This is a genomic window from Rhizorhabdus phycosphaerae (genome assembly GCF_011044255.1).
Taxonomy (GTDB): domain Bacteria; phylum Pseudomonadota; class Alphaproteobacteria; order Sphingomonadales; family Sphingomonadaceae; genus Rhizorhabdus; species Rhizorhabdus phycosphaerae.
On the sequence record NZ_CP049107.1, the window covers coordinates 3,421,634 to 3,444,403 of the forward strand.

Annotated in this window: 20 protein-coding genes; 13 read left to right on the forward strand and 7 right to left on the reverse strand. The window is 67.2% G+C overall.

Going from position 1 to position 22,770, the window contains the following annotated elements; genetic code table 11:
* Positions 1-54 precede the first annotated feature (54 nt).
* Genes G6P88_RS15945 through G6P88_RS15985 form a run of 9 tightly spaced genes read left to right on the forward strand, consistent with a single transcriptional unit; the run spans position 55 to position 10,136 of the window.
* A complete protein-coding gene (locus G6P88_RS15945) occupies positions 55-1,869 on the forward strand; it encodes an acyclic terpene utilization AtuA family protein (protein WP_165324052.1) in 1,815 nt (604 codons plus the stop codon).
* Positions 1,866-2,672: a Coq4 family protein gene (locus G6P88_RS15950; protein ID WP_165324053.1), complete on the forward strand. Its 807-nt coding sequence runs from the start codon at positions 1,866-1,868 to the stop codon at positions 2,670-2,672. The genes G6P88_RS15945 and G6P88_RS15950 overlap by 4 nt, the downstream gene beginning before the upstream one ends.
* Positions 2,663-3,520 (forward strand): alpha/beta fold hydrolase, encoded by an 858-nt coding sequence (locus G6P88_RS15955; protein ID WP_165324054.1) that lies wholly within the window; start codon positions 2,663-2,665, stop codon positions 3,518-3,520. Before G6P88_RS15950 ends, G6P88_RS15955 begins: the two co-directional genes overlap by 10 nt.
* Positions 3,517-5,343, forward strand: coding sequence for a long-chain-acyl-CoA synthetase (locus G6P88_RS15960; protein ID WP_165324055.1), 1,827 nt, complete (start codon positions 3,517-3,519; stop codon positions 5,341-5,343). The genes G6P88_RS15955 and G6P88_RS15960 overlap by 4 nt, the downstream gene beginning before the upstream one ends.
* Positions 5,333-6,505: an acyl-CoA dehydrogenase family protein gene (locus G6P88_RS15965; RefSeq protein ID WP_165324056.1), complete on the forward strand. Its 1,173-nt coding sequence runs from the start codon at positions 5,333-5,335 to the stop codon at positions 6,503-6,505. The genes G6P88_RS15960 and G6P88_RS15965 overlap by 11 nt, the downstream gene beginning before the upstream one ends.
* On the forward strand, positions 6,505-7,440 hold the full coding sequence (locus G6P88_RS15970) for a bifunctional MaoC family dehydratase N-terminal/OB-fold nucleic acid binding domain-containing protein (RefSeq protein ID WP_165324057.1): 936 nt from the start codon (positions 6,505-6,507) through the stop codon (positions 7,438-7,440). Before G6P88_RS15965 ends, G6P88_RS15970 begins: the two co-directional genes overlap by 1 nt.
* Positions 7,441-7,447: 7 nt before the next feature.
* Positions 7,448-8,575 (forward strand): acyl-CoA dehydrogenase family protein, encoded by a 1,128-nt coding sequence (locus G6P88_RS15975; protein WP_165324058.1) that lies wholly within the window; start codon positions 7,448-7,450, stop codon positions 8,573-8,575.
* Positions 8,572-8,970 carry a MaoC/PaaZ C-terminal domain-containing protein gene (locus G6P88_RS15980; protein WP_165324059.1) on the forward strand — a complete coding sequence of 133 codons (399 nt, stop codon included), beginning with the start codon at positions 8,572-8,574 and terminating at the stop codon, positions 8,968-8,970. Before G6P88_RS15975 ends, G6P88_RS15980 begins: the two co-directional genes overlap by 4 nt.
* A complete protein-coding gene (locus tag G6P88_RS15985; protein ID WP_165324060.1) occupies positions 8,967-10,136 on the forward strand; it encodes a lipid-transfer protein in 1,170 nt (389 codons plus the stop codon). The genes G6P88_RS15980 and G6P88_RS15985 overlap by 4 nt, the downstream gene beginning before the upstream one ends.
* Before the next feature lie 52 nt (positions 10,137-10,188).
* Here G6P88_RS15985 and G6P88_RS15990 read toward each other — a convergent pair whose 3' ends face one another.
* The 4 genes from G6P88_RS15990 to G6P88_RS16005 all read right to left on the reverse strand — a co-directional run bounded on the left by G6P88_RS15990 (position 10,189) and on the right by G6P88_RS16005 (position 13,758).
* Positions 10,189-10,941 (reverse strand): glucose 1-dehydrogenase, encoded by a 753-nt coding sequence (locus tag G6P88_RS15990; protein ID WP_165324061.1) that lies wholly within the window; start codon positions 10,939-10,941, stop codon positions 10,189-10,191.
* Between the two features lie 83 nt (positions 10,942-11,024).
* Positions 11,025-11,564, reverse strand: a complete 540-nt coding sequence (locus G6P88_RS15995; RefSeq protein ID WP_165324062.1) for a nuclear transport factor 2 family protein — start codon at positions 11,562-11,564, stop codon at positions 11,025-11,027.
* A 125-nt stretch (positions 11,565-11,689) separates the two neighbouring features.
* Entirely contained in the window at positions 11,690-12,529 is an 840-nt protein-coding gene (locus tag G6P88_RS16000) for an oxidoreductase (protein ID WP_226946607.1), read from the reverse strand.
* Positions 12,526-13,758 (reverse strand): hypothetical protein, encoded by a 1,233-nt coding sequence (locus tag G6P88_RS16005; RefSeq protein ID WP_165324063.1) that lies wholly within the window; start codon positions 13,756-13,758, stop codon positions 12,526-12,528. Before G6P88_RS16005 ends, G6P88_RS16000 begins: the two co-directional genes overlap by 4 nt.
* Positions 13,759-13,880: 122 nt before the next feature.
* On the opposite strand from G6P88_RS16005, the gene G6P88_RS16010 reads away from it, so the two are divergent.
* Complete coding sequence (locus tag G6P88_RS16010; protein WP_165324064.1) at positions 13,881-14,750, forward strand: helix-turn-helix domain-containing protein; 870 nt, start codon at positions 13,881-13,883, stop codon at positions 14,748-14,750.
* Here the strand turns inward: G6P88_RS16010 and G6P88_RS16015 are convergent.
* The 3 genes from G6P88_RS16015 to G6P88_RS16025 are packed head-to-tail and all read right to left on the reverse strand — an operon-like array spanning position 14,707 to position 19,918.
* Positions 14,707-15,990, reverse strand: a complete 1,284-nt coding sequence (locus G6P88_RS16015) for an MFS transporter (protein ID WP_165324065.1) — start codon at positions 15,988-15,990, stop codon at positions 14,707-14,709. The genes G6P88_RS16010 and G6P88_RS16015 overlap by 44 nt on opposite strands.
* Positions 15,987-17,579 carry an arylsulfatase gene (locus G6P88_RS16020; RefSeq protein ID WP_165324066.1) on the reverse strand — a complete coding sequence of 531 codons (1,593 nt, stop codon included), beginning with the start codon at positions 17,577-17,579 and terminating at the stop codon, positions 15,987-15,989. The genes G6P88_RS16015 and G6P88_RS16020 overlap by 4 nt, the downstream gene beginning before the upstream one ends.
* Positions 17,576-19,918, reverse strand: a complete 2,343-nt coding sequence (locus G6P88_RS16025) for a TonB-dependent receptor (RefSeq protein WP_165324067.1) — start codon at positions 19,916-19,918, stop codon at positions 17,576-17,578. The genes G6P88_RS16020 and G6P88_RS16025 overlap by 4 nt, the downstream gene beginning before the upstream one ends.
* 137 nt (positions 19,919-20,055) lie before the next feature.
* Between G6P88_RS16025 and G6P88_RS16030 the strand changes: the two genes are divergently transcribed.
* Genes G6P88_RS16030 through G6P88_RS16040 form a run of 3 tightly spaced genes read left to right on the forward strand, consistent with a single transcriptional unit; the run spans position 20,056 to position 22,763 of the window.
* The gene (locus G6P88_RS16030) at positions 20,056-20,877 is read left to right on the forward strand and encodes an SDR family NAD(P)-dependent oxidoreductase (RefSeq protein WP_165324068.1); all 822 of its coding nucleotides are present in this window, start codon (positions 20,056-20,058) and stop codon (positions 20,875-20,877) included.
* Positions 20,855-22,006 (forward strand): oxidoreductase, encoded by a 1,152-nt coding sequence (locus tag G6P88_RS16035; protein ID WP_165324069.1) that lies wholly within the window; start codon positions 20,855-20,857, stop codon positions 22,004-22,006. Before G6P88_RS16030 ends, G6P88_RS16035 begins: the two co-directional genes overlap by 23 nt.
* Positions 22,007-22,013: 7 nt before the next feature.
* Complete coding sequence (locus G6P88_RS16040) at positions 22,014-22,763, forward strand: SDR family NAD(P)-dependent oxidoreductase (RefSeq protein WP_226946608.1); 750 nt, start codon at positions 22,014-22,016, stop codon at positions 22,761-22,763.
* The last annotated feature ends 7 nt before the right edge of the window (positions 22,764-22,770 follow it).

Here is a 22,770-nt window from a genome sequence, read left to right on the forward strand (position 1 = left end):
CTGTCGCAGCGCCCCTCCGGCCGTGATTATGCTTCGAGCAGGAGAAGGAACCGCGTGACGACAGAAAGATACGCAGGCCGCAAGGTCAGGATCGGTGGCGGTTCGGCCTATTTCGCCGACAGCGCGCTCGGCGTCCCGCAGCTTCTGGCTGCGGGCGGCCTCGATTATCTGATCTTCGACTATCTGGCCGAGGCCAGCATGGGCATGTTCGGCCGCTCGCGTCAGGCGAGCCCGCCCGCGCTGTATCCGCCCGACTTCCTGACGGTCCATGTCGGGCCGCATCTGCACGAGATCGCGCGACAGGGGATCAAGGTGATCGCCAATGCCGGAGCGCTCGATCCGCTCGGGCTGGCGCGCGCGGTCGAGGAGAAGGTCGCCGCCGAAGGCCTGTCGCTCAAGGTCGCGGCGGTCACGGGCGACGAGCTCATTCAGCGCGTCGACGAGCTTCGGGCGTCGGGCGTGCGCGACATGTTCACGGGCGCGCCGTTCCCTGACAAGGTGCTGACCGCCAACGCTTATCTCGGCGCATTCCCGATCGCCTCTGCACTGGCGCGGGGCGCCGATATCGTCATCACCGGGCGCGTGGTCGACTCCGCGATCGTGCTCGGCGCGCTGGTCCACGAGTTCGGCTGGCAGCCGGATGACTATGGGAAGCTCGCAGCGGGAACGCTGGCCGGACACCTGCTCGAATGCAGCACCCAGGTCACCGGCGGCACCTTCACCGACTGGGAGGCCGTCGAGGGTTGGGAAGCGATCGGCTTCCCGATCGGCGAGGTCGCCTCGGACGGCAGCATGATCCTGACCAAGCCCGAGGGGACGGGCGGGCTGGTCTCGGTGGGCACGGTAGCCGAGCAACTGCTCTACGAAGTCAGCAACCCGGCAGACTATGTCGTCGCCGACGTGTCCTGCGATTTCGGCGCGGTGCGGCTCGAACAACTCAGCCCCGATCGCGTGCATGTCAGCGGCGCGCGCGGGCGGCCGCCGACGCCGTGGCTCAAGGCCAGCGTCACCTTCGACATGGGCTGGCGGACGACGGGGCTCACCCCGATTATCGGCGAGAGCGCGGGGGCGAAGGCGCGGCGGCAAGGCCAGGCGCTGATCGAACGCGGCCGGAGCCTGCTGCGCGCGCGCAACCTTCCCGACTTCAGCGGCACCTCGGTTGTCGTGATCGGAGAGGAGGCGAGCTATGGCCCGCATGCCCGCATCTCCGGCGCGCGCGAGGTGGTGCTCAAGCTGACGGTCGACCACCCCATGGTCGAGGGCGCGGGCATGTTTGCACGCGAGCAGGCCTCGGGCATCACGACGATGTCGGTAGGCACCAGCATCAATCTGGCGACGACGGTGCAACCGCTGACCGGGCTCTTCGGCTTCCTGCTGCCTCGCGAGACGGTGACCCCGATCGTGACGATGAGCGGAGAGAGCTGGCCTGTCCCGATCGCTCCCGGTCGAACGAGTGAGATCTCTGCGCCGGTTGTCGCTTCCGCCGTACCTGAAGAGGATATGGCGACGGTCGATCTGATCGACCTTGCCTGGGGGCGCAGCGGTGACAAGGGCAGCTTGTTCAACGTCGCGGTGATCGCGCGCAACCCCGACTGGATCGGCTGGATTGCCGCCGCCATGACGCCCGAGACGGTCGGCGAATGGTATCGCCATTTCTCGCCGGACGGCAGCCTGCCGAGAGTCGACCGCTATGCGGTGCCCGGCTTCTCGGCGCTGAACTTCGTCGTCCATGGCTGTCTGGGCGGCGGCATTTTGAGTGGAGCCGGGGTCGATCCGGCCGCCAAGAGCATGGCGCAGCTGATCATGCGCTTTCCCGTCGCAGTGCCGCGCTCGCTCGCGGCGACCCTCCATGCGGAGACATTGGCATGAACGATTATAGCTATCTGATGAAGGGGATCGTGCCGCTTTCGACCGACAGCAGCACGCTGATCAGCTCCTCCAAATATCTGAACGACGCCCGCCTGCGCGACTGGGTGTCGACGCACATGCTGCGCCGGAACGGCCCCGATGTGCCGACACCCTCGGACTCGATCCAGCTCGTCCTGCTGCTGCGCCAGATCCAGGACATCGACCATATCAACGCGCTGTTCGCCGAGGAGCGGAAGAAGAATGCCGCGCTCGATGCCTGGTTCGAGGAGGGCTATGCCTCGACCTTCCAGCGCGACGACCTCGCCCACTATGCCCCGGGTACCGTCGGCAACATCTTCTATCGCCAACTGGTCGACAACAATCTCCAGGTCGACATCGTGCCGCCGGTGAAGGCGCGCAACGACTATGAGTATTTCAATTTCCGCGCTGGCCAGCAGCACGACCTCGAGCATATCCTCGGCGGCGGCGGCTTCGACTTCATTGGCGAGGTGGTGCCCTATTATATGCGCCTCGCGAACCTGTTCGTGCATTTGAGCCCCGAGCTGGCCGGCGAGCTGTCGGTCTTCTCTATCCTCGGATCGACGCGGATCATCACCCGCGCGGTGCTCCACTATCCGCAGACCTGGCTGACTGTCCTCGACGCGATGGAGCGCGGCGCGAAGGTCGGCCGCGAGTCCGATCCGATCTATCTGATGCGCTACGAAGAGGTCTTCCACATGACCCCCGAGGACGCGCGCGTGCATCTCGGCATACGTGGCGTGCGGATCGCCGACACCGCAGCGGCATCGGCCGAATGGAACTGACTGCCATCCAGCTGGAAGGCGCGGACGGCATCGCTCTGGCGGCGGATGTCGCGGGGCCGCTCGATGGCCAGCCCGTGATCCTGCTGCATGGCGGGGGGCAGACGCGCGGGTCCTGGCGCAACGCGGTCGCGGCGCTCGCTCGCGCCGGTTATCGCGCGATCGCGGTCGACCAGCGCGGCCATGGCGAAAGCGCATGGTCCGAAAAGGGCGACTATCTGCTCGACCGGTTCGGGGATGACCTGCGCCGGGTGATCGAAACGCTCGATGCGCGCCCGATCCTCGTCGGCGCATCGCTTGGCGGGCTCGCTTCGCTGCTTGCAGCGGGCGAGGCGCCACAGGCCGAGGTCGCCGGGATCGTGCTGGTCGATATCGTGCCCTGGATGGAGAAGAAGGGCGGCGAGCAGGTCGTCGGTTTCATGCGCGGCACCGATGGCGGGTTCGACACGCTCGACGAAGCGGCCGACGCCATCGCCGCCTATCTGCCGCACCGGCCGCGCCCCGACCGGCTCGATGGCCTGTCGCGCAACCTGCGCCAGCGCGCCGACGGGCGCTGGTACTGGCATTGGGATCCCGCCTTCGTCCGGCCCAACGCCAAATGGGACATGGACGACATCAACCGCCGCCTGTCTGCTGCTGCGCGTGCGGTGAGCAGCCCTCTGATGCTGGTCCACGGCACGGCGAGCGAGATCGTCTCGGAGGCTGGCGCAGCACGCTTCCGCGCAATGCTGCCCCAGGCACAGGTCGTGCCGATCGCAGGCGCCCACCACATGGTCGCAGGCGACGACAATGACGCCTTTCTCGGCGCGCTGCTGACCTTCCTCGATACGCTGCCGGAGCCCATTGCATGAAGGATTTCGTCGTCCCCAGCCGCGAGGAGAGCATGGCGCGGCTGATGCGCGGCTATCAGCGCGTGGCCGGCTTCGCGCGTGACATGGATTATAGCGTCGCCGACCGGCTGGAGGAGCGCGCCGTCGATGCGGCCGATACGCCCTTCATCCTGTTCGAAGAGCAGTCGATCAGCTTTGCCGAGATGAACCGCCGCGCGAACCGCGTCGCTCATGCCGCCCAGGCGGCGGGGCTCAGGAAAGGCGACGTGGTCGCCCTGCTGATGCTCAACCGGCCCGAATTTGTCATGATCTGGCTGGGCCTCTCGAAGATCGGCGTGGTCACCGCGCTGCTCAACACCAGCGCCACCGGTGACATCCTCGCCCATGCGCTGCGCCAGGTCGACGCCAGGGGGCTCATCGTGGGGTCGGAACTGGCCGAAACGGTGGCCCGCATGTCGGCCGACAGTCTGCCGGCGCTGGTCTTCGAGCAGTCGGAGACGGGCGCGGATCGCAGCGAGCAGGGCTGGCGCGATCTCGACGCGGACATGGCGGCGGTATCCGATGCCAATCCCCCGCGCAGCGCGCGGGCAGGGGTGGTCATGGCCGACCCGCTCTACCTGATCTTCACCTCGGGCACGACCGGCCTGCCCAAGGCTGCCCGCATGAGCCATATGCGCTTCCTGAACGCCGGCGAGATGATGACCGGGCTGATGGAGTTCGGCGCCGGAGACGTATTCTACTGCGTGTTGCCGCTCTATCATGGGGCGGGCGGCATGGTGGTGCCTTCGGTGGCGCTCGCGACCGGGCGGCCCTTCGTGCTGCGCCGGAAGTTCAGCCGCTCGGGCTTCTGGCAGGACGTGCGCCGCCACCGCATCACCGCGACCTATTATATCGGCGAGATCGTTCGCTATCTGATGGCGTCGCCGCCATCACCCGAAGATCGCGATCACTGCCTGCGCGTGATGACCGGCGCGGGGCTCAAGCCCGATGTCTGGACCGCCTTCGCCGAGCGCTTCGGGGTCGAGACGATCATCGAGGGGCTCGGGTCGACCGAGGCCAATTACGGGATAACCAATGTCGACGGCCGGCCGGGGTCGGTCGGGCGGCTGCCCTATCCCAAGGCGACCAACATCCGCATCCTGAAATGGGATGTCGCCTCGGGCGAGCATGTCCGCGATGCCAACGGTGCCTATGTCGAGGCCGGGCCGCACGAGGTGGGCGAACTGGTCGCCGAGGTGCTCGACGGCACCGGCGTCGGCGGCTTCTTCGAGGGCTATACGTCAGCCGAAGCGACCGAGGCGAAGCTGCTCCGCAACCTGTTCCGCGAGGGCGACCGCTGGTTCCGCTCGGGCGATCTCGTCCGCTTCGACGAGGACGACTATTTCTTCTTCGTCGACCGGGTCGGCGATACCTATCGCTGGAAGAGCGAGAATGTCTCGACCGCTGAGGTCGAGACCGTCCTGTCGGGCTTCCCCGGTCCCTCGATCGTCAATGTCTATGGCGTTGCGGTCCCGGGGACCGAGGGGCGCGCAGGCATGGTCGCGCTGACTTATCCCGAGGGTAAGGCTTTCGCGCCGGAGGCCTTCTACGCCTTCGCGGCCGAGCGGCTGGCGAGCTACGCCATGCCGCTGTTCGTCAGGCTGTCGGATACCGCCGACATGACCACCACCTTCAAGCTGCGCAAGGTCGACCTGCAGCGCGAAGGCTATGATCCCGGCCAGGTGAAGGGCGACCCGCTCTACGTCGCCGACCCCCAGGCCCGCACCTATGTGCCGCTGACGCCCGATGCGCTGGCGCGGCTCGACATCCCGCCCTTTGCAGGAGCATCCCCCCATGCACGTTGAGTTCACACCCGACCAGCAGGCGCTGCGAGCCGAGTTCCGCGCCTATCTCAACGGGCTGATGACGCCCGAGGTGCGTGCCGCCACGGTCAATGCCGAAAGCGGGCCGGTCTATCGCCGGATCATCCGGCAGATGGGCGCCGACGGCTGGCTGACCCCAGGCTGGCCGGTCGAATATGGCGGCCGCGGCCTCGATCCGCTGACCCAGAAAATCCTGCTTGAGGAACTGGTGCTGGCCGAGGCGCCTTTTCCCTTCGTGACCGTCAACACGGTCGGCCCGGCGCTGATGCGGCTGGGGACCGAGAAGCAGAAGCGGGACATCCTGCCGCGCATCGCCAGTGGCGACCTGATCTTCGCGATTGGCTATTCGGAGCCGGGGGCCGGCACCGATCTCGCCGCGCTCAAGACCAAGGCCGTGCGCGACGGCGACGATTATGTGATCAACGGGCAGAAGATCTTCACGAGCGGCGCCGAGGGGGCGGACTATGTCTTCCTCGCGGTGCGGACCGATCCGGACGCGCCTCCGCACAAGGGGATCACCATCCTGATGATGGACACCGCGCTCCCCGGCTTCTCGGTCTCGCCGATCTGGACGGTCGGCGGCTTCCGCACCAACGTGACCTATTATGAGGATGTTCGCGTCCCCGCCGACATGGTGATCGGCGAGGAGAACGGCGGCTGGCGGCTGATCGCCGAGCAGCTGAACCATGAACGCATCGGCCTCGCCGCGCTCACCTACACCGGCAATGGCTGCTTCGACGAGGTCGTCGCCTGGGCGCGCGAGACGCCGTCGGGTGGCGGGCGGCTGATCGACGTGCCGTGGGTCCAGTCGGCGCTCGGCGAATCCTATGCGCTGTTGCGCGCCGTGGGCGTGATGGGGAACCGCGTGGCGGCCGAAGTCGCGCAGGGCTCGACCCGTGCCGATCTCGCCTCGGGGCTCAAGGTGTTCGGCACCGAGGCGATGATCAAGGTGATGCGGCTGCTGCTCGACATACTCGGTCCCGTCGGCCTGATCCGCGACGGATCGCCCGGCGCGGTGCTGCGCGGTCGGATCGAGCGTGAATATCGCAAGTGCCAGATCAACACCTTCGGCGGCGGCACCGCCGAGGTGCTGCGCGACATGGTGGCGCAGATCGGGCTCGGCATGCCCCGGGGAGCACGTTGATGAGCGAGCTTCTCGACCAGGCCCGGGCGTGGGTGGGGCGTCCTGCCAACAGGCCGGCCGTAGCGCGCGATGCAGTGAACCTGCCGATGATCCGCCGCTGGTGCGAGGCGATGGGCGAGACCAACCCGATCTATCTGGACGAGGCCGCCGCCCGCGCTGCCGGCCATCCGGGAATCGTCGCGCCGCCGGCCATGCTCGATGTCTGGGCAATGGCGCCCTACCGCCCCGGCGGGCGGACCGCCGAGGAGAATATGGCCGTCCTCGCTCTGTTCGACGCGGCGGGCTATACCGGCGTGGTCGCGACCAATGTCCGGCAGGACTATCGTCGCTATCTGCGGATCGGCGACGTCGTCACCTCCACCCCGACCGTTGCCGACGTGTCCGACGAGAAGCGCACGGCGCTCGGCATCGGCCATTTCGTGACGCTCGCTTACGACTTCACCGTCGATGGCGAACCGGTCGGCCGGATGACGTTCCGCGTGCTCAAGTTCAAGCCGAACCTCGCCCAGCCAAAGGCTGCGGCGCCCGCCGATGGCGAGGCGAAGGCCTGGCCGCATCCGCGCCCCGCGATCACCCATGACAATGCCTTTTTCTGGGAGGGGATTGCCCAGCGCAAGCTGCTGTTCCAGTCGTGCGAAGGCCGGCTCCGCCATCCGCCAGGACCGATGGATCCGGTGTCGGGCTCGCTCGACTTCGAGATCGTCGAGGCCAGCGGCCGAGGCACGATCCACAGCTTCGTCGTGATGCACCAGCCGCGCCTGCCGGGGTACGACTATCCGCTGCCGGTCGTGCTGGTCGAGCTCGAGGAGGGCGTCCGCATGGTCGCCAATATGATCGAGGCCAAGCCCGAGGACATCGCGATCGGCCGCCCGGTTATCGCCGACTTCGTGGAAGTCGAGCCCGGCTATCTGCTTCCCGCCTTCCGTTTCGCCTGAGGACATCATGGATTTCACCCTTTCCGAAGATCAGGTGGCGCTGCGCGACCTCGCCGCGCGCATCCTCGACGACGCCACCGGCGACGACGCGTTGCGCAGCTTTGCCGACAGCGGCCGGCCCTATGACGAGAAGCTCTGGAAGACGCTCGCCGATGCCGGGCTGCTGGGGCTGGGCCTGTCGGAGGCTGCTGGGGGCATGAGCCTCGGCATGATCGATCTGGGCCTGCTGCTGGAAGAACAGGGCCGCACGCTCGCTCCGATTCCGCTTATCCCCACTCTGCTTGCGGGATGGGCGCTCGATGCGCACGGCACCGTTGGTCAATGGGCCTGGCTTCCGCGCCTGCTTTCGGGCGAGGCATTGCTGACGGTAGCGATCGATGAGGTCGGCGGCGTCGATCCGACCGCGCCGGGTGTCACCGCCACCTCTGACGGCAATGGCTGGCGTCTCGACGGCGTGAAGGTCGCGGTCCCCTATGGCGAGCAGGCGCAGGCGATGTTGGTCACGGCACGGACGGAAAGCGGTCCGGCGCTGTTCCTTGTCGAGCCCAGTGCCAAGGGCCTCACCATCCGGGGGCAGCGTTCGACCAATGGCGAGCCGCAGGCGATGATCAGTTTCGAGGGCACGACGCTGTCGGGCAACGCGATTATCGGCAGCGTGGAAGAGGGCGGTGCGATCGTCACGGCGCTCGTCCAGCGCGCGCAGGTAGCGCTGTCGTTGCGGCAGGTCGGCGTCGCGGCCGAAGCGCTGAAGCGCACCGCCGCCTATTCGAGCGGCCGCATCCAGTTCGGCAAGCCGCTCGGCTCTATGCAGGCGGTGCAGCAGCGCGCGGCCGACGCCTTCATCGACGTCGAGGCGATGCGCTCGACCGCGCTGCTTGCGGCGTGGCAGATCGATCAGGGCCGGCCGCAGGCGGCGGACATCGCTACAGCCAAATATTGGGCCGCGATCGGGGGGCACCGCGTCGTTCACAGCGCCCAGCATCTCCACGGCGGCATGGGCGCCGACATAACCTATCCGATCCACCGCTATTTCCTCGACGCCGTCGCCATCGGCGAGACGCTGGGCGGCGCGCAGCCGATGCTCGCCGCGATCGGCGCGGCGGTCGCCTCGGGACAGACGGAGGCACTCGCATGAAGGACGTTACGGTAGGGCAGGCGCTCCCCGAACTCGCCATTCCGACCACCGCCTCGGCGATCGTCGCGGGCGCAATGGCCACCAACGATTTCGAGAATGTCCATCACGACAAGGCCGCCGCGCAGGCCACCGGCGTCCCGGACATCTTCATGAACATCCTGACCACCAACGGACTGGTGCAGCGCTATGTGTCCGACTGGAGCGGCCCATCGGCACGCATCGCTTCGGTCGATATCCGGCTGGGGGCGCCCAATTTCGTGGGCGACACGATGCGCCTGTCCGGCGAGGTCGCGCGGGTCGAGGGGCGCGAGGTCGACGTGAAGGTCAGCGGGCGCAACCAGATCGGCGAGCATGTCTCTGCCACGGTCACGCTGCACATGGGAGCCGAAGCATGAGCGAACTGGCGGGCAAGGCGGCGATCGTCGGAATCGGTGCCACCGAATTCTCCAAGAATAGCGGCCGTTCGGAACTGCGGCTTGCGGTCGAGGCGATCCTGAGCGCGCTCGAGGATGCCGGCATAGACCGTGGCGAGGTCGACGGGCTCAGCACCTATACGATGGACAATAATCCGGAGATCGAGGTTTTTCGCAACATCGGCGGCCGGCAGCTCAAATTCTTCAGCCGCATCCATTATGGCGGCGGCGCCGCCTGCGCGCCGATCATGCAGGCGGCGATGGCGGTCGCGACCGGCGTTGCCGAGGTCGTCGTCTGCTACCGCGCGATGAACGAGCGGTCGCAATATCGCTTCGGCACCGGCTACACCCCGCCGCCCGTGCCCAATGCCGAGTCCGCCCATTATGGCTATTATGTCCCGTTCGGGCTGATCTCGCCCGCATCATGGGTCGCGATGTCGGCGCAGCGCTACATGTATGAGACGGGCGCCACCTCCGAGGATTTCGGGCGGGTGTCGGTCGCCTGCCGTCGGCACGCTGCGAACAATCCGGCCGCTTGGTTCTACCAGCAGCCGATCAGCCTGGACGATCATCAGGCGTCGCGCTGGATCGTCGAGCCGCTGCACCTGCTCGACTGCTGTCAGGAATCGGACGGTGCGGTAGCGATCGTAGTGACCAGCTCCGCGCGTGCGGCGAAGCTGAAGCAACCGCCCGCGATCATCCGCGCGGCAGCGCAGGGGGCGGCCGACGACCAGCAGATGATGACCAGCTATTATCGGCAGGACATCGCCCGACTGTCCGAAATGGACCTCGTCGCCGAGCAGCTTTACGCGCAGGCGGGGATGGGGCCGGACGATATCCGCACCGCGATCCTCTACGACCATTTCTCCCCCTTCGTGCTCCCGCAGCTCGAGGCGTTCGGCTTTGCCGGGCGCGGCCAGGCGCGGCACTTCATCGCCAATGAGGGGATCGAGATCGGCGGACGCCTGCCGGTCAACACCAATGGGGGGCAACTGGGCGAGGCCTATATCCACGGGATGAACGGGATCGCCGAGGCTGTGCGCCAGGTGCGCGGTACGTCGGTCAATCAGGTGTCGGGCCCCGGTCATGTGCTGGTGACGGCGGGAACGGGGGTTCCGACGAGCGGGCTGATCCTGTCGGAAGCCTGATCGAAAAATGGGGGCGCCGTCGATTCCCCCGAACCGACGGCGCCGCCCGCCCTCACATCGCGGTTGCGCCCCCGTCCACGACGAGAGGGTGACCCGTCACGAAGCTGGCGGCTTCGGAGCTGAGGAACAGCACGGCCGAGGCGATTTCCTCGGGCTGTGCGAACCGACCGAGCGGGGTCATCTGCTCGATCACGGCCTTGATCTGCGGATTATTGTCGAACTTCTCGGTCATCGGCGTGCGCACCACGCCCGGGCACACCGCGTTGACGCGGATGCCGTCCTTGGCAAAGGCCAAGGCGGCGGAGCGGGTGAGCCCGACCACGCCATGCTTGGACCCGACATAGCCCGGCTGGGGCGAGCCGACGATGCCGTTGATCGAGGCGGTGTTGACGATCGCGCCGCCGCCGCCCTGCTTGAGCATCTGCCGCACCTCGTGGCGGATGCAGGACGCGACGCCGGTCAGGTTGATCGCGATCGACTTGTCGAAGGCGTCGACATTGTCCCAGATGTCGGCATCGAAATTGACGCCGGCATTGTTGAACGCGATGTCCAGGCGGCCGTAAGCGGCGACGGTGCCCTCGACCAGCGCGGCGACGGCCTGCTCGTTCGCGACGTCGGTGGCGATGAAGGTCGCGTCGCCGCCGGCATCCTTGATCATCGCGACGGTCTGGTCGCCGCCCGGTCCTGGAAGATCGGCGACCACGACCTTCGCGCCTTCGCGGGCAAAGGCGATCGCCGTGGCCCGGCCGATGCCGCCGCCGGCACCCGTGACGAGCGCGACCTTGCCCTCGAACTGTCCTGCCATGTCTTCATTCTCCCCTTTTCTGTAAAGCGGCAGCCGGTTCCCATCTGCCGTCGGGCAGCGGGCCGGCGCCTTCGGACCGCGTCTCAGGCGGCCTTGTCGTACCAGGTGATCAGGTGGCTGATGTCGCTGCAATCCTCGAGCTTGCGGCCGACCTTGCCCAGATGATGCACGGTGATGTTCATCGCATCGGTGAGCGGCTGGACCACTTCCATGATGCGGTCATATTCGGTGCGGGCGATCTTCCATTTGCCGTCGACCCGGCGATAGCGATCGCGATAGATGGCGGTGCCGGTGGTGACGTCCTTGCGCTCGAGCGAGATGAAGATGTCCTCGAGATACCAGATGCCCTCGGCTTCATCGTCGCCGATCAGGGTGATGTCGGGCATGTGGCCATGGTGCATGGCGACTGCGGTCGCATTGAAGCTGTTCATCAGGAAGTCGACCATCTTGGCCGCGCCTTCGAGCTGCACGAAATAGCCGCCGCCGCGATATTCGACCGACACGTCGTCGGTGAAGAGCGTCTCCAGCACCGCCTGATCTGCCGTATCGATCGACCGGAAATAGCGATGCTTTACCGTGCGGATATCCTCAAGGTCCGACAGTTGCTGTAGCGTATAGGCCACGAACCCCTCCATTTGCGTAATCTATGCTTATATTGCGTGCGCAGACGCTAAAGCAGGATCGCGCGCTTGGCTAGAGGCAGAAAGCGCCGGCGAGGGCGTCGCGCGCCTTCGCCGGTACAGGGTCATCAGGCGTCGAAATTCGTCCCGCAACTGAGCTCGCGATGCGATTCCATCGCTGCGCGCACCTCGTCCATGCGCGCGCAGACGGCGGCATAGGCGTCGGGGCCCGCGATCAGCTGGCGCGGCGGCGAAGGCATGTCGGCAACGGCGGCGACGAGCGCGGCGAGCTTCGCCGGATCGCCGGGCTGGCGTCCGTCGACCGACTTCACCAGCTGCATCCGGGCGTGAACTCCATCGTCATAATCGGCGACGCCCGACTCGCCGGTCTTGAGTGAGCGACCCGAAAAGTCCGTCCGGAACATGCCCGCCGCGATCGAGCAGACGCGGATGCCGAGACCTTCCACTTCGCGCGACAGCGCCTCGGAAATGGCCTCCAGCGCGAATTTCGAGCCCGAATAATAGCCTGTCGCCGGATTGCTGATGCGGCCTGCGAGCGAAGAGATCTGGATGATTTGCCCGGCTCGCCGCGCGCGCATGCCGGGCAGCACCGCCTGCATCATCCGGATCGCACCGAACAGATTGACCTCGTACATCGCCTTGACGGCGGCTTCGTCGCCTTCCTCGATCGATGCGACATAGCCATAGCCGGCATTGTTCACGAGGACGTCGATCGCGCCGAAACGCTTCTCCGTCTCCGCAACGGCGGCCTGCACCTGTACGGGATCGGCGACGTCCAGCGGCAGGGCGATGGCGCGGTCGGGATAGGCGGCGACGAGGTCCTCCACATCCGCAGGCTTCCGCGCGGTCACGGCGACGCGGTCGCCGATGGACAGGGCATGGGTGGCGATGGCCCGGCCGATGCCGGTCGAGCATCCGGTGATGATCCAGCTGCGCATGCCGCTCATTCCGCGATCCGCCAGGCATAGGAGGCAGCGCGTTCGGCCTGCTGCGCGCGGCGTTCTTCTGGCGTGACCCATTTCGTGCCCGCCGGCAGCTCGTCGCGCAGGCGGTCGAACTTCACCACGCGGCTGCGCGCGCCGAAGCCCTCGCCCGGCCGGCCGCTCGCGAACTCGGCCCAGCGCAGGGTGAGCAGGCCTTCGGGCATGTCGCAGGGGTCGAGCCAGTTCCACAGGCCGGGATCGCGCTCCGAGACCACGAAGGTCAGGCTGTCCTGATCGTCGCGTACCGCCTGGGTCAGGTTGAGGCTCGACGTGCGGTGCATGATGTCGTTGGTCGTGCCCCAGATATTGGTGATCGGGGCGAGGAAATAGTCGGCACCGCCCAGGCCGACCTCGATCACCAGCGCCTCGTCGGGTTTCAGGTCGAAATGGCCCATGATGTAGATCTGGTTGCGCAGCGCGCCGTCGCTGTCGCGGTCGATCGTGAAGTCGAAGCCATTGGCCGCCTTTGTGGTCGCCTGCGCGTTCCAGCGCATCGTGCTGTCGACGTTGCGGATCAGCATCGCCTGCGCATCGGCCACCTTCTGGTCGAAGCTGCGCTCGGCTGTCTTCGGGGCGCCACCCAGCCGCTCGATCGTCAGCATGTTCGGCCGCTCGCGTGCCCAGTCGGCCACGACGTCGCGGATGTAGAATTCGACGGCCTCGGGCGAAGAGCGGATATGGTTCGCTCGGTCGCCCTTCTCGTCGGCATCGACGAAAATCTCGAAATTGCCCTGCGCGTCGAGGACGAGCGACTTGCCGTCGAGCACGTCGACCGTGCCCATATGCGCGTTCCACAGAGTGAAGTAATTTTCGGTCAGGCGCGGATCGGGGACGCTGCCGCGGATGACGTAGCGCTCGGCGCCGTCGATCGGGATCACGCGGTAGACCGAGTCGGGATTGTCGATGCCCCAGCGGGTGCCGGGCACGTCGAGATCGCCCAGCTTGTGCGGCAGGCGGGTGATGGTGACGACGGCAGGGCGCTGCGGGTCGGTGTTGAGCGACCAGAGAATCGCGCCGAAGGCGACCTCGGGATAGGCCCATTCGAACGCCCTGCGCATGGCGGGCGAGGGCTGGGCCTTGTCGAGCCAATAGGCGCGACGGTCCTCGATGGTCTGCTGCATGCGCGGGTCGGCAAGGACGGCGAGCGCTTCGCGCTCGAAACGGGCCTGTTCTTCGGTGGCAATCGGGTTCACGCTGTGGCTCCTCTCTCTTGGATCTACGCTAAGGCGTAGCGCGAGGTGCGCAACCGCTACGCAGATGGAGCCAGGGACGGATATGCGTTAAAGCGACGCGTAGAGAAGCAACGGAGAAGAGGATGGACGGCCACTATCGCAGCGTCGTCGAGATGGCCTTGCCCGAGCTGCGGGTCGAGCGTCTCGTCCAGGACCGTAGCGGTCCCTTCGAGCGCTGCCATGAGCTCGACGAGCCGTCGATCGTCTACATGACCCGGACGGGCGAGGAGGCGGCGATCGGCTGCTTCGGAGAGCCGAGCTCTCATCGCAGTTTCAGCCGCTTCGGATCGGCGATCGTTGTGCCGGCGCACGTCCCCCTCCATGTCCGGTCGCATGGCTTCAGCGGGCGCGAAATGATCGTGGTGCGCTTCGACGCAGACCGTTTTGCAACGCTGACCGGGCTCAGCGACGGGCTGGAGGATGCGCTGCTCGCTTCCTGCGTGGATGTCAGGGCGGCAGGCATCGCGGCGACGCTCGACCGCCTGAGCATCGAGATGGCGAGGCCCTCGATTGCGCGCGAGACGATCGTGGCGGGGCTTGGCATGGTCTTGCTGGGCGAGCTGGCGCGGCATTTTGACGAGGTTCGGCAGTCGGGCGCTCCGCGCGGCGGGCTGGCCGACTGGCAGCTCCGCCGGATCGAGGCGCGGGTTGAGGATGACGGACGATTGCCGCCCGACTTGGGCGAGCTCGCCGATCTGTGCGGGATCAGTCGCCGGCACCTGATGCGCGCCTGGAAGGCGACGATGGGCGGCACGGTGATGGACCGTGTCGAACAGTTCACCTTCGACCGCGCCCGCCGGATGCTGGAGGAGCGTCAGGACCTGCCGGTGAAGACGATCGCAGGTGCCTGCGGCTTTGCCGGGCAGGCGGCCTTCTCGACCGCCTTCCGCCGCCGCTTCGGCGTCAGCCCTATGACGTGGCGGCAGCGCCACCGTTCGGGCCGTCCGCACTGACGAGCGGATCGACGTCCAGCCGTTCCCCGCGCGTTTCGGGCATCAGCAGCCAGATCAGCGGAATCGCCAGATAGGCGGCGAAGCCGAGAAGCGTCACCGCCGGACCGATCGACCCCATCGCCGCGCTGACTGCCCCCAGCAGCCACGGCGCGATCACCACGCCCCAGCGTCCGATCAGATTGTGGCACCAGCCATTGGCGGCGGCGCGCAAATGGGTCGGGAACAGTTCCGAATTGAGCGTATAGCTTGCCACCCATACGCCGAGCGCGACCTGCACCCCGAGGAAGCCCCCCGCGACTGCCCACCAGCCCTGCGCCGAATAGCAGAACTGGGTGAGCCCCCCGAGCGCCGCCATGAAGAGGGTGATCGTCCAGCGACGGCCGATGCGGTCCATCAGCCAGCCGACCGCTAGATAGCCGAAGAAGCAGGCGACGAGACCGACGGGTGCGATCGCCGCGAAGTCGGACGGCGCCCAGTTGCGTTCGCGCACGACGTAGAGGGTAAAGAACAGGCTGCCCACCGATGTCGCGAAATTGACCAGGAACCAGAGCAGGCTCATCGCGGCGAAGCGGATGCGCAGGCCGGGCACGAGCAACTGGCGCAACTCGTCGAGCGGCGAGAGTCGCGGTGCCGAGCGGGCCTGCGCGTCGCGCCAGACGGGCGTTTCGCGCAGCCTGAACAGCAGGAGCGGGACCATCAGCAGCGGCAGGGCACCGATCAGGAAGAGCATGCGCCAGCCCAGGCTCGTTTGCAGCGCCGGCGCCAGCACCAGGAAAGGCAGTGCCGCGCCGAAACTGCCAAAGGCGCCGAGCAGTCCGTTGGCCCGTCCGCGCGTGGCGGGCGGCAGCGTTTCGCTGACGATCAGATAGGCGGTGGCAATCTGCGTGACGAGAAGCGCCCGGGTCGCCATCTGGACCGCCGTATATTGGCCCACGCTGCCGACCATAACCGTGGCGAGGGAACCGAGCGAGAAGCCGGCAGCAGCCAGGATCAGGATCGGACGACGGCCGAAGCGGTCGCCGAGGCGGACGATCGCCCAGGCCGCGATCGACCCCATCGCGATGATGCCGAGCGCGCCGCCCAGCGCCGCGGTCGTCGTGCCGAAATCCTTGGCCAGATAGGGCAGCACCACCGCCGTCGCGCTGACGTCGAACCCTTCGAACATGACGACGACTGCGAGCATCGCCAGCAGGCCGACATGCTGCCGGGTCAGCTTTTCGTCCGTCGTGCCTTGGGTCATGCAGGGTCCAGTTCGAACACGGATACGGGGCTTTCGACCACGCCCACCTGGGCAACATAGCGTTGCCATGCTTCGATCAGTTCCGCCAGCAGCTCGGGCCGGTCCCCCGCGCGGTCCTGGGTTTCGCCGGGGTCGGCTTTCAGGTCGTAGAGCTGCCATGCCCCGATGCCCTCGGGGCTGCGCATCCACAGCGCCTTCCACCCGTCGCGTCGCACGGCACGCCGGCCGAAGAGCTCCCAGCCGGTCTCGGTCCCCGCAGGGTGAACTTCGCCCTCGCCCGTTCGGAGGTGCGGCAGCATCGAACTGCCCAGCGGCTGGGCGACCGCGCGTCCCTGATATGATGCTGGAAAGCGCAGGCCCGCCGCTTCGAGGATCGTGAGAGGCACGTCCATCGCGGTCGAGAAGGCGTCGCTGATCCGACCACCGGCAATTCCGGGCCCGCTGGCGAAGAAGGGTACGCGGATGCCGCCTTCGGTGGGGAAGGATTTGTGCAGCCGCGACGGCGCCGTCGCCGCCTGTGCCCAGCGCGGACCGTACCAGCAGCAGCTGGTCGGCCGGCCGAGATTGTCGAGGCTGTTGTCGAAATGCGCGGCGATCTGCGCCTCGATCATCTTGCCGACGATCGGCATCGCTTCGACCATCGCACCTTCGGCGCCATTGTCCGACAGGAACAGGATGATCGTATCGTCGAGGTCGCCGCTGGCGGACAGGCTGTCGATCACGCGGCCAATATTCCAGTCCATCCGATCGACCATGGCGGCATAGACTTCCATCGTCCGCGCCGACCAGGCGCGCTGCGCAGGAGTCAGGCTGGCCCAGTCCTGCCCGTCCACGAAGCGGTGCGGGACGACATTCGGGGGACACAACCCCTCTGTCTTCAGGCGGGCCAGCCGCTCCTCACGCAGCGCTTCGGGCCCCGCATTATAGCACCCCCGATAGCGCAGGCAGGTCTCTTCCGGCGCCTGCAGCGGCCAATGCGGCGCGCTGAACGGCAGATAGGCGAAGAAGGGGCGGTCGCGGGGCCGTTCGTCGAGATAGCCGATCAGCCGATCCGCGAAATAATCGGACGAGTAGAAGTCGTCGGGCAGCTTCGCCACCGGCCGGCCATCCTCCTGATAGGCGGTCGCGACGATCGAGAAGCGGTCGAGCCCGTCGCCCGCATAATGGCTGGCCCCGGCGGGCAGCAGCGCGAAGGACCGGTCGAAGCCCCGTGCGGCGGGCATGCTGCGTGGCGTGTCGCCGAGATGCCACTTGCCCGACAGCAGCGTGTGATAGCCGGCATCGCGCAGCAGTTCGGTGACCGTCACCACGCGGTCGTTGAGATGCCCTTCATAGCCCGGCGCTCCCGCAAAGCCCGGCTGCGCGACTTCCAGCATCGTCCCGATCCCGGCGACATGAGGATCGGTGCCCGTCATCAGCATCGCTCGCGTCGGCGAGCAGGCTGGGGCCGAGTGGAAATCGGTGAAGCGCATCCCAGCCCTTGCCAGTGCGTCGAGGCGCGGCGTCCCGATTTCTCCGCCGAAACAGCCGAGATCCGAGAAGCCCAGATCGTCGGCGACGATCAGAAGAAAATTGGGCCGCTTGGTCACAGGGCCGCCTTCAGCGTGAGGCCATAGGTGCGCGGATCGCCGAGGATCGCAGTCGACTGCCCGGTGTTGAACGCCGAGGGGTTGATGATGCTGACATAGTGGGTGTCGAACAGGTTGCGCGCAAACAACGCGACGTCCCATGTGCCGCCCACACGGCGCAGGCCGATCCGGGCATTGGTGAGATGATAGCCGCCGGCGAGCGAGTCCGCCGCGAGGTTATAGGTGGTGTAGAAGCTCGAGCGGTAGCTGTGGTCGGCATTGAGATAGAGCTGCCGGTCGCTGCCGATATCCACCGCATAGTCGCCGCCGACTGCCGCCGCCCATTTGGAGACGCCGGGCAGGCGCCGGCCGCTGAGGTCGCAGGTGACGGCGAGGCCGAGATATTCGACCGGGCAGGGGGCGTTGGTGAAGCTGCGATAGGTCGCGTCGGTGTAGGAGCCGGAGGCGAACAGTCGCAGGTTCCGGCTGGGACGGATGGTGGCGTCGACCTCGAAGCCGCGCGAGCGCACCGTGCCGACATTGGCAATATAGGCGGTCTGCGCGATGCGCGTGTCGATCTGCTGGCTCTGATAATTGCGCACCGTCTGGGTGAAGGCTGCCAGGTTGAGCGTTCCCTTTCCGTCGAGGAAGCTTGTCTTCAGGCCGGCCTCCCAATTGTTGACCTTCTCCGGGTCGATCACCCTGGGCGCGGCGGTGGCGTTGAGGTTGAGGCCGCCCGACTTGAAGCCCCGCGAGTAGGTCGCATAGGCAAGCACGCCTTCGAGCGGCTTCCACGAGAGCGTGGCACGACCGGACAGGTTGTTCTCCTTGGTGTCGACCAGGAAGGTCGGGATATTCGCGGCAAAGGCATTACGGATCGCCTGTGCGCCCAGCGCGATCTGCGCCGGGGTCAGCGCGGGGCCGCGCTGGACCTGGCCGAAGGCGCCGTCCTTCTTTTCATGCGTGTAGCGTAGACCGCCCGTCAGGCTGATCCTGTCGGTGGCATTCCAGGTCGCCTCGCCGAAGCCGGCATAGCTCTTCGTCCGGGCGAAGGCGGTGCCGTCCGCGAACAGGCCGTTGAGCGCGGCAAGACCGCCCGCCGACGGCGCGGTGCCGCCGGGCGTGCCGGGGCCCAATATCCACAGCGCTGCGTCGCGGCCGTAGATGGTGAAGAAGCGGTCATCGATCCGTTGCCAGAAATAATAGAGGCCGGCGACATAATCGATGCGGTTGCTGCCGTCGCTCGCGAGGCGCAGTTCCTGGCTGAACTGCTCCTGCTTCTCGCGCACGCCGGCATTTTCGAAGATGTCGAGGCCGATCACGTCGCCGTCTGTGGCGGGTTTGTAGTCCAGCTTGCGCCAGCCGGTCACCGAGGTGAGCGTCGCGGCGCCCAGATCCCAGTCGGCTATGCCGGTCCCGCCATAGGTCTTCATGTCGATGGTGAAGGGCCGGTTCGTTTCCAGCCGCCGGGCATAGGGATCGATCGGCAGCGGCGTGTAGCCGGCGCGTGCGGTGCGGACGAGGAAGTTGTTCGGCAGGGTCGACCCGTCGATCCGGGTCGTCCGGATGGTGGTGGTGACACCGGTGCAGCAATCCTGGCGCAGCGAGGAATAGTCCCCGATCAGCCTCAGGCGCAGCCCATTGTGGTTGTCGAACAGCAATTGCCCGCGCGTGCCGAAGCTGTGCAGGTCATGGACGCGCCGATTGCCCTGTGCCGGGATGCGCTGGAAGCCATGGTTGCGGCTGGTATCGGTGACGGTGAGGCGGATCGCGACCGTGTCCGATAGCGGCGTGCTGCCCGTCGCGCGCATCTGCAGCGTCTGATAATTGCCGAAACTCACCTCGCCCCGGAAAGCGGGGTCGAAGGTCGGCGCCTCGGTGGTCAGGTTGATCGCGCCGGCCGTGGTGTTCTTGCCGAACAAGGTGCCCTGTGGGCCGCGCAGCACCTCGACCTGCGCCAGATCATAAAGATCGAAGGCGGTTTGAGCGGGTCGGCTGTAATAGACCTGATCGACATAGACGCCCGCGCCATATTCGAGGCCGAGGCTGGCAAAGGCGGGCGTCGCGCCGAGGCCGCGAATGTTGATGTTGGTGTTGCGTGGGTTGGTGGCGGTCAGCTGCAGGCTGGGGGCAAGCTGCTGGACCTGGGCGAGGCCGATCGTGCCCGGCACGGACACCTGGGCACCGGCCAGCGCAGTGAGCGCGATCGGAACATCCTGCGCACTCTCCTCGCGCCGTCGTGCGGTGACGACGATCATGTCGCTGTCGGGCGACGTCGCCGTTTCGGCGGCCGTCTGCGCATAAGCGGTCATGGGCCACTGCGCGGATGCGAGCAGGGCCAGGGCGATGGTTCGACGCATGATGAAATCCTCCCCTCGGAACCCGCATTTTAGTTTCTTGTGCGGGCGGTGTAACTCCGCATATGGTAATATGAATTATGAGAATATGTGTATCTGCGTAAAGTTTTGAGAGGATGACGAATGTGCGCGAGGGGGACATGAAGCGGCTCCAAGGGCGCCGGGCAGTGGTCACGGGCGGAGCGCAGGGCATCGGCCGGGCGATCGCCGAGCGGCTGGCCGCCGAGGGCGCCACGGTCGCGGTGATCGATCGCGAGCAGGCGGCCGCAGCGGCGGTCTTCGGTGATGCGGACGGCCATATCGGGCTTGGCTGCGACGTTTCCGACAGTGCCTCGGTCGACGCGGCGATGGCCGAGGTCGCCCACCGCCTTGGCGGGATCGATATCCTGGTCTGCAATGCCGGCATCGGGCGTGGCCCCGACGATGGCAGCGAGCAGATGTATGCGGGCGCAGCTGAGCGCGCGGCGCAGACCGCGCGCGGCGAGGCGCCGACTGCGCATCCCGACCAGAGCATCCACATGTCCGATGCCGGCTGGCTCGCGGTCATGGGCGTGAACATCAACGGCGCCTTCTATTGCTGCCGTGCCGCGCTGCGCGACATGGTCGCGCGCAACGCCGCCGGCTCGATCGTGCTGATCGCATCGACCTCGGCCGCATCGGGCGAAGGTCCGATCCATTATGTCACCAGCAAGGCCGCGATCGTGGGGCTCGCGCGGGGTCTGGCGCGCGAGGTCGCCAGCCGCAACATCCGGGTCAACGCTGTCCATCCCGGCCCGACTGACACGCCGATCATGGCCAATGTGCCGGACTCGGTGCGCGCCGATCTGGCACGCGCGGTGCCGCTGGGGCGGATGGCGCAGCCCGAGGAGGTCGCTGCGGCGGTCGCTTTCCTCGCCAGCGACGATGCGAGCTTCGTGACCGGATCGGTCGTCGCGGCCAATGGAGGCAGTTATTTCTGCTGACGCGCAGGCGCGTGCGGCGCTGTTCCAGCCGTTCGTCTCGCGCAACCTGACGCTGCCGAACCGGATCGTCATGTCGCCCATGGGTCGCGCCCATGCGCAAGGCGGGCGACCGCATGAAGACTATGCCGGTTATTTCCGTCGCCGGATCGAGGGCGGCGTGTCGCTGGCGATCACCGGTGCGGCGGCGGTCGGGCACGACCTTGCCGACTATGACGGCACCGGACCCATCTTCCATGGCGAGGCGCCGCTCGACGGCTGGGCCCACGTCCTGCGCGCGGTCCACGAGGCCGGCGGCATGCTGATGCCCCAATTGTGGCACACGGGTGCCGCCCGCCATGTCGATGCCTTTACCGACAAATCCGCCATGGGGCCGTCAGGCTATACGATAGCGGATCTCGATGCAGGACGCGGGCCGAGCGCCACGGCCATGACCGAGGCCGACATGGCGGCCGTCGCGCACGCCTTTGCCGACGCGGCGTCAGCGGCCAAGGCGCGGGGCTTCGACGGGGTCGAGGTTCATGCCGGCCATGGCTTTCTGCTCGACCAGTTCCTGTGGTCCGGCACCAATCGCCGCCGCGACGATTATGGCGGCAACGCTGCCAACCGCGCCCGCTTTCCGGCCGAGGTAATTGCTGCCTGCCGCGCCGCCACCGGCCCCGATTTCCCGATCCTCCTCCGCATCTCGCAGTTCAAGATCGACGCCTATGAGGCGCGGATCGCCGAGACGCCGGAGGAACTCGGCGAACTGCTGCGCCCGCTGGCGACGGCCGGTGCCGACATCCTGCACTGCTCGCAACGCGAAGCCTGGGAGCCTGCGTTCGAGGGCAGCCCGCTCAATCTGGCTGGGTGGGCGAAGCGGCTTACCGGGCTGCCCACCATTGCGGTCGGATCGGTCGGGCTGGCGGGCCTGTTCACCGAGGAGGAGGCTGCGACGCCCGGCGCGGCGCTGCCGGGTGTCTCGCTAGAGCGGCTGGATCAGGTCGCCGCGATGCTGGCGAGGGGAGAGTTCGATCTTCTGTCGGTCGGGCGTTCGCTGCTCGCCGACGCGCAATGGGCGAACAAGGTCCGGGAAGGCCGCGATGGAGAGCTCCGTGCGCTCGACCTTGCCGCCCTGACCACGCTGACATGAGGAGGGGATGATGAAGCGTTTCGAAGGTCTGGTGGTGCTGGTGACCGGGGCTGCCTCGGGCATCGGCAAGGCGACCGCGCTGCGGCTGTCCGAAGAGGGCGCAAGCCTGTTGTGCGTCGACATCAATGGCGCGGGGGCGGCCGCCACGGCCGAGGCGTGCGGCAACGCCGCTTCGATGCAGGTCGACGTTTCGGACCCCGCCGCCTGCGACGCAGCCGTGGCGGAGGCCAGGGCACGCTTCGGGCGGCTCGACGGGCTCGCCAATGTCGCCGGCGTGGGCAGCTTCGGCCATGCGGCGGCGACGAGCGATGCCGAATGGCAACGCGTGATCGGCATCAACCTGACCGGCGTCTTCCAAATGACCCGCGCCGCGCTCCCGGCGATCGAGGCGCAGGGCGGGGCGATCGTCAACATTGCCAGCGCGGCGGGGCTGGTCGCGACGCCCTATGCCGCGGCCTATTCGGCGTCGAAGAGCGGCGTGGTCGGGCTGACCCGCTCGGTCGCTGCGGAATATGCGCGGCGCGGCGTTCGGGTGAACGCGATCTGCCCCGGCGCGGTCGATACGCCGCTGATCGCGGGGGGCTTCGATGCGATCGAGGGCGTCGACCTCGACCTGTTCGCGCGGATGACGCCGCTGATCGGTCCGGTCGCCCAGCCCGAGGATGTCGCCGCAGCGGTGGCCTTCCTGCTGTCGAGCGACGCCCGCTTCGTCACCGGCACGACGCTGGCCGTCGACGGCGGGCAGACCGCCATCTGAACCTGGT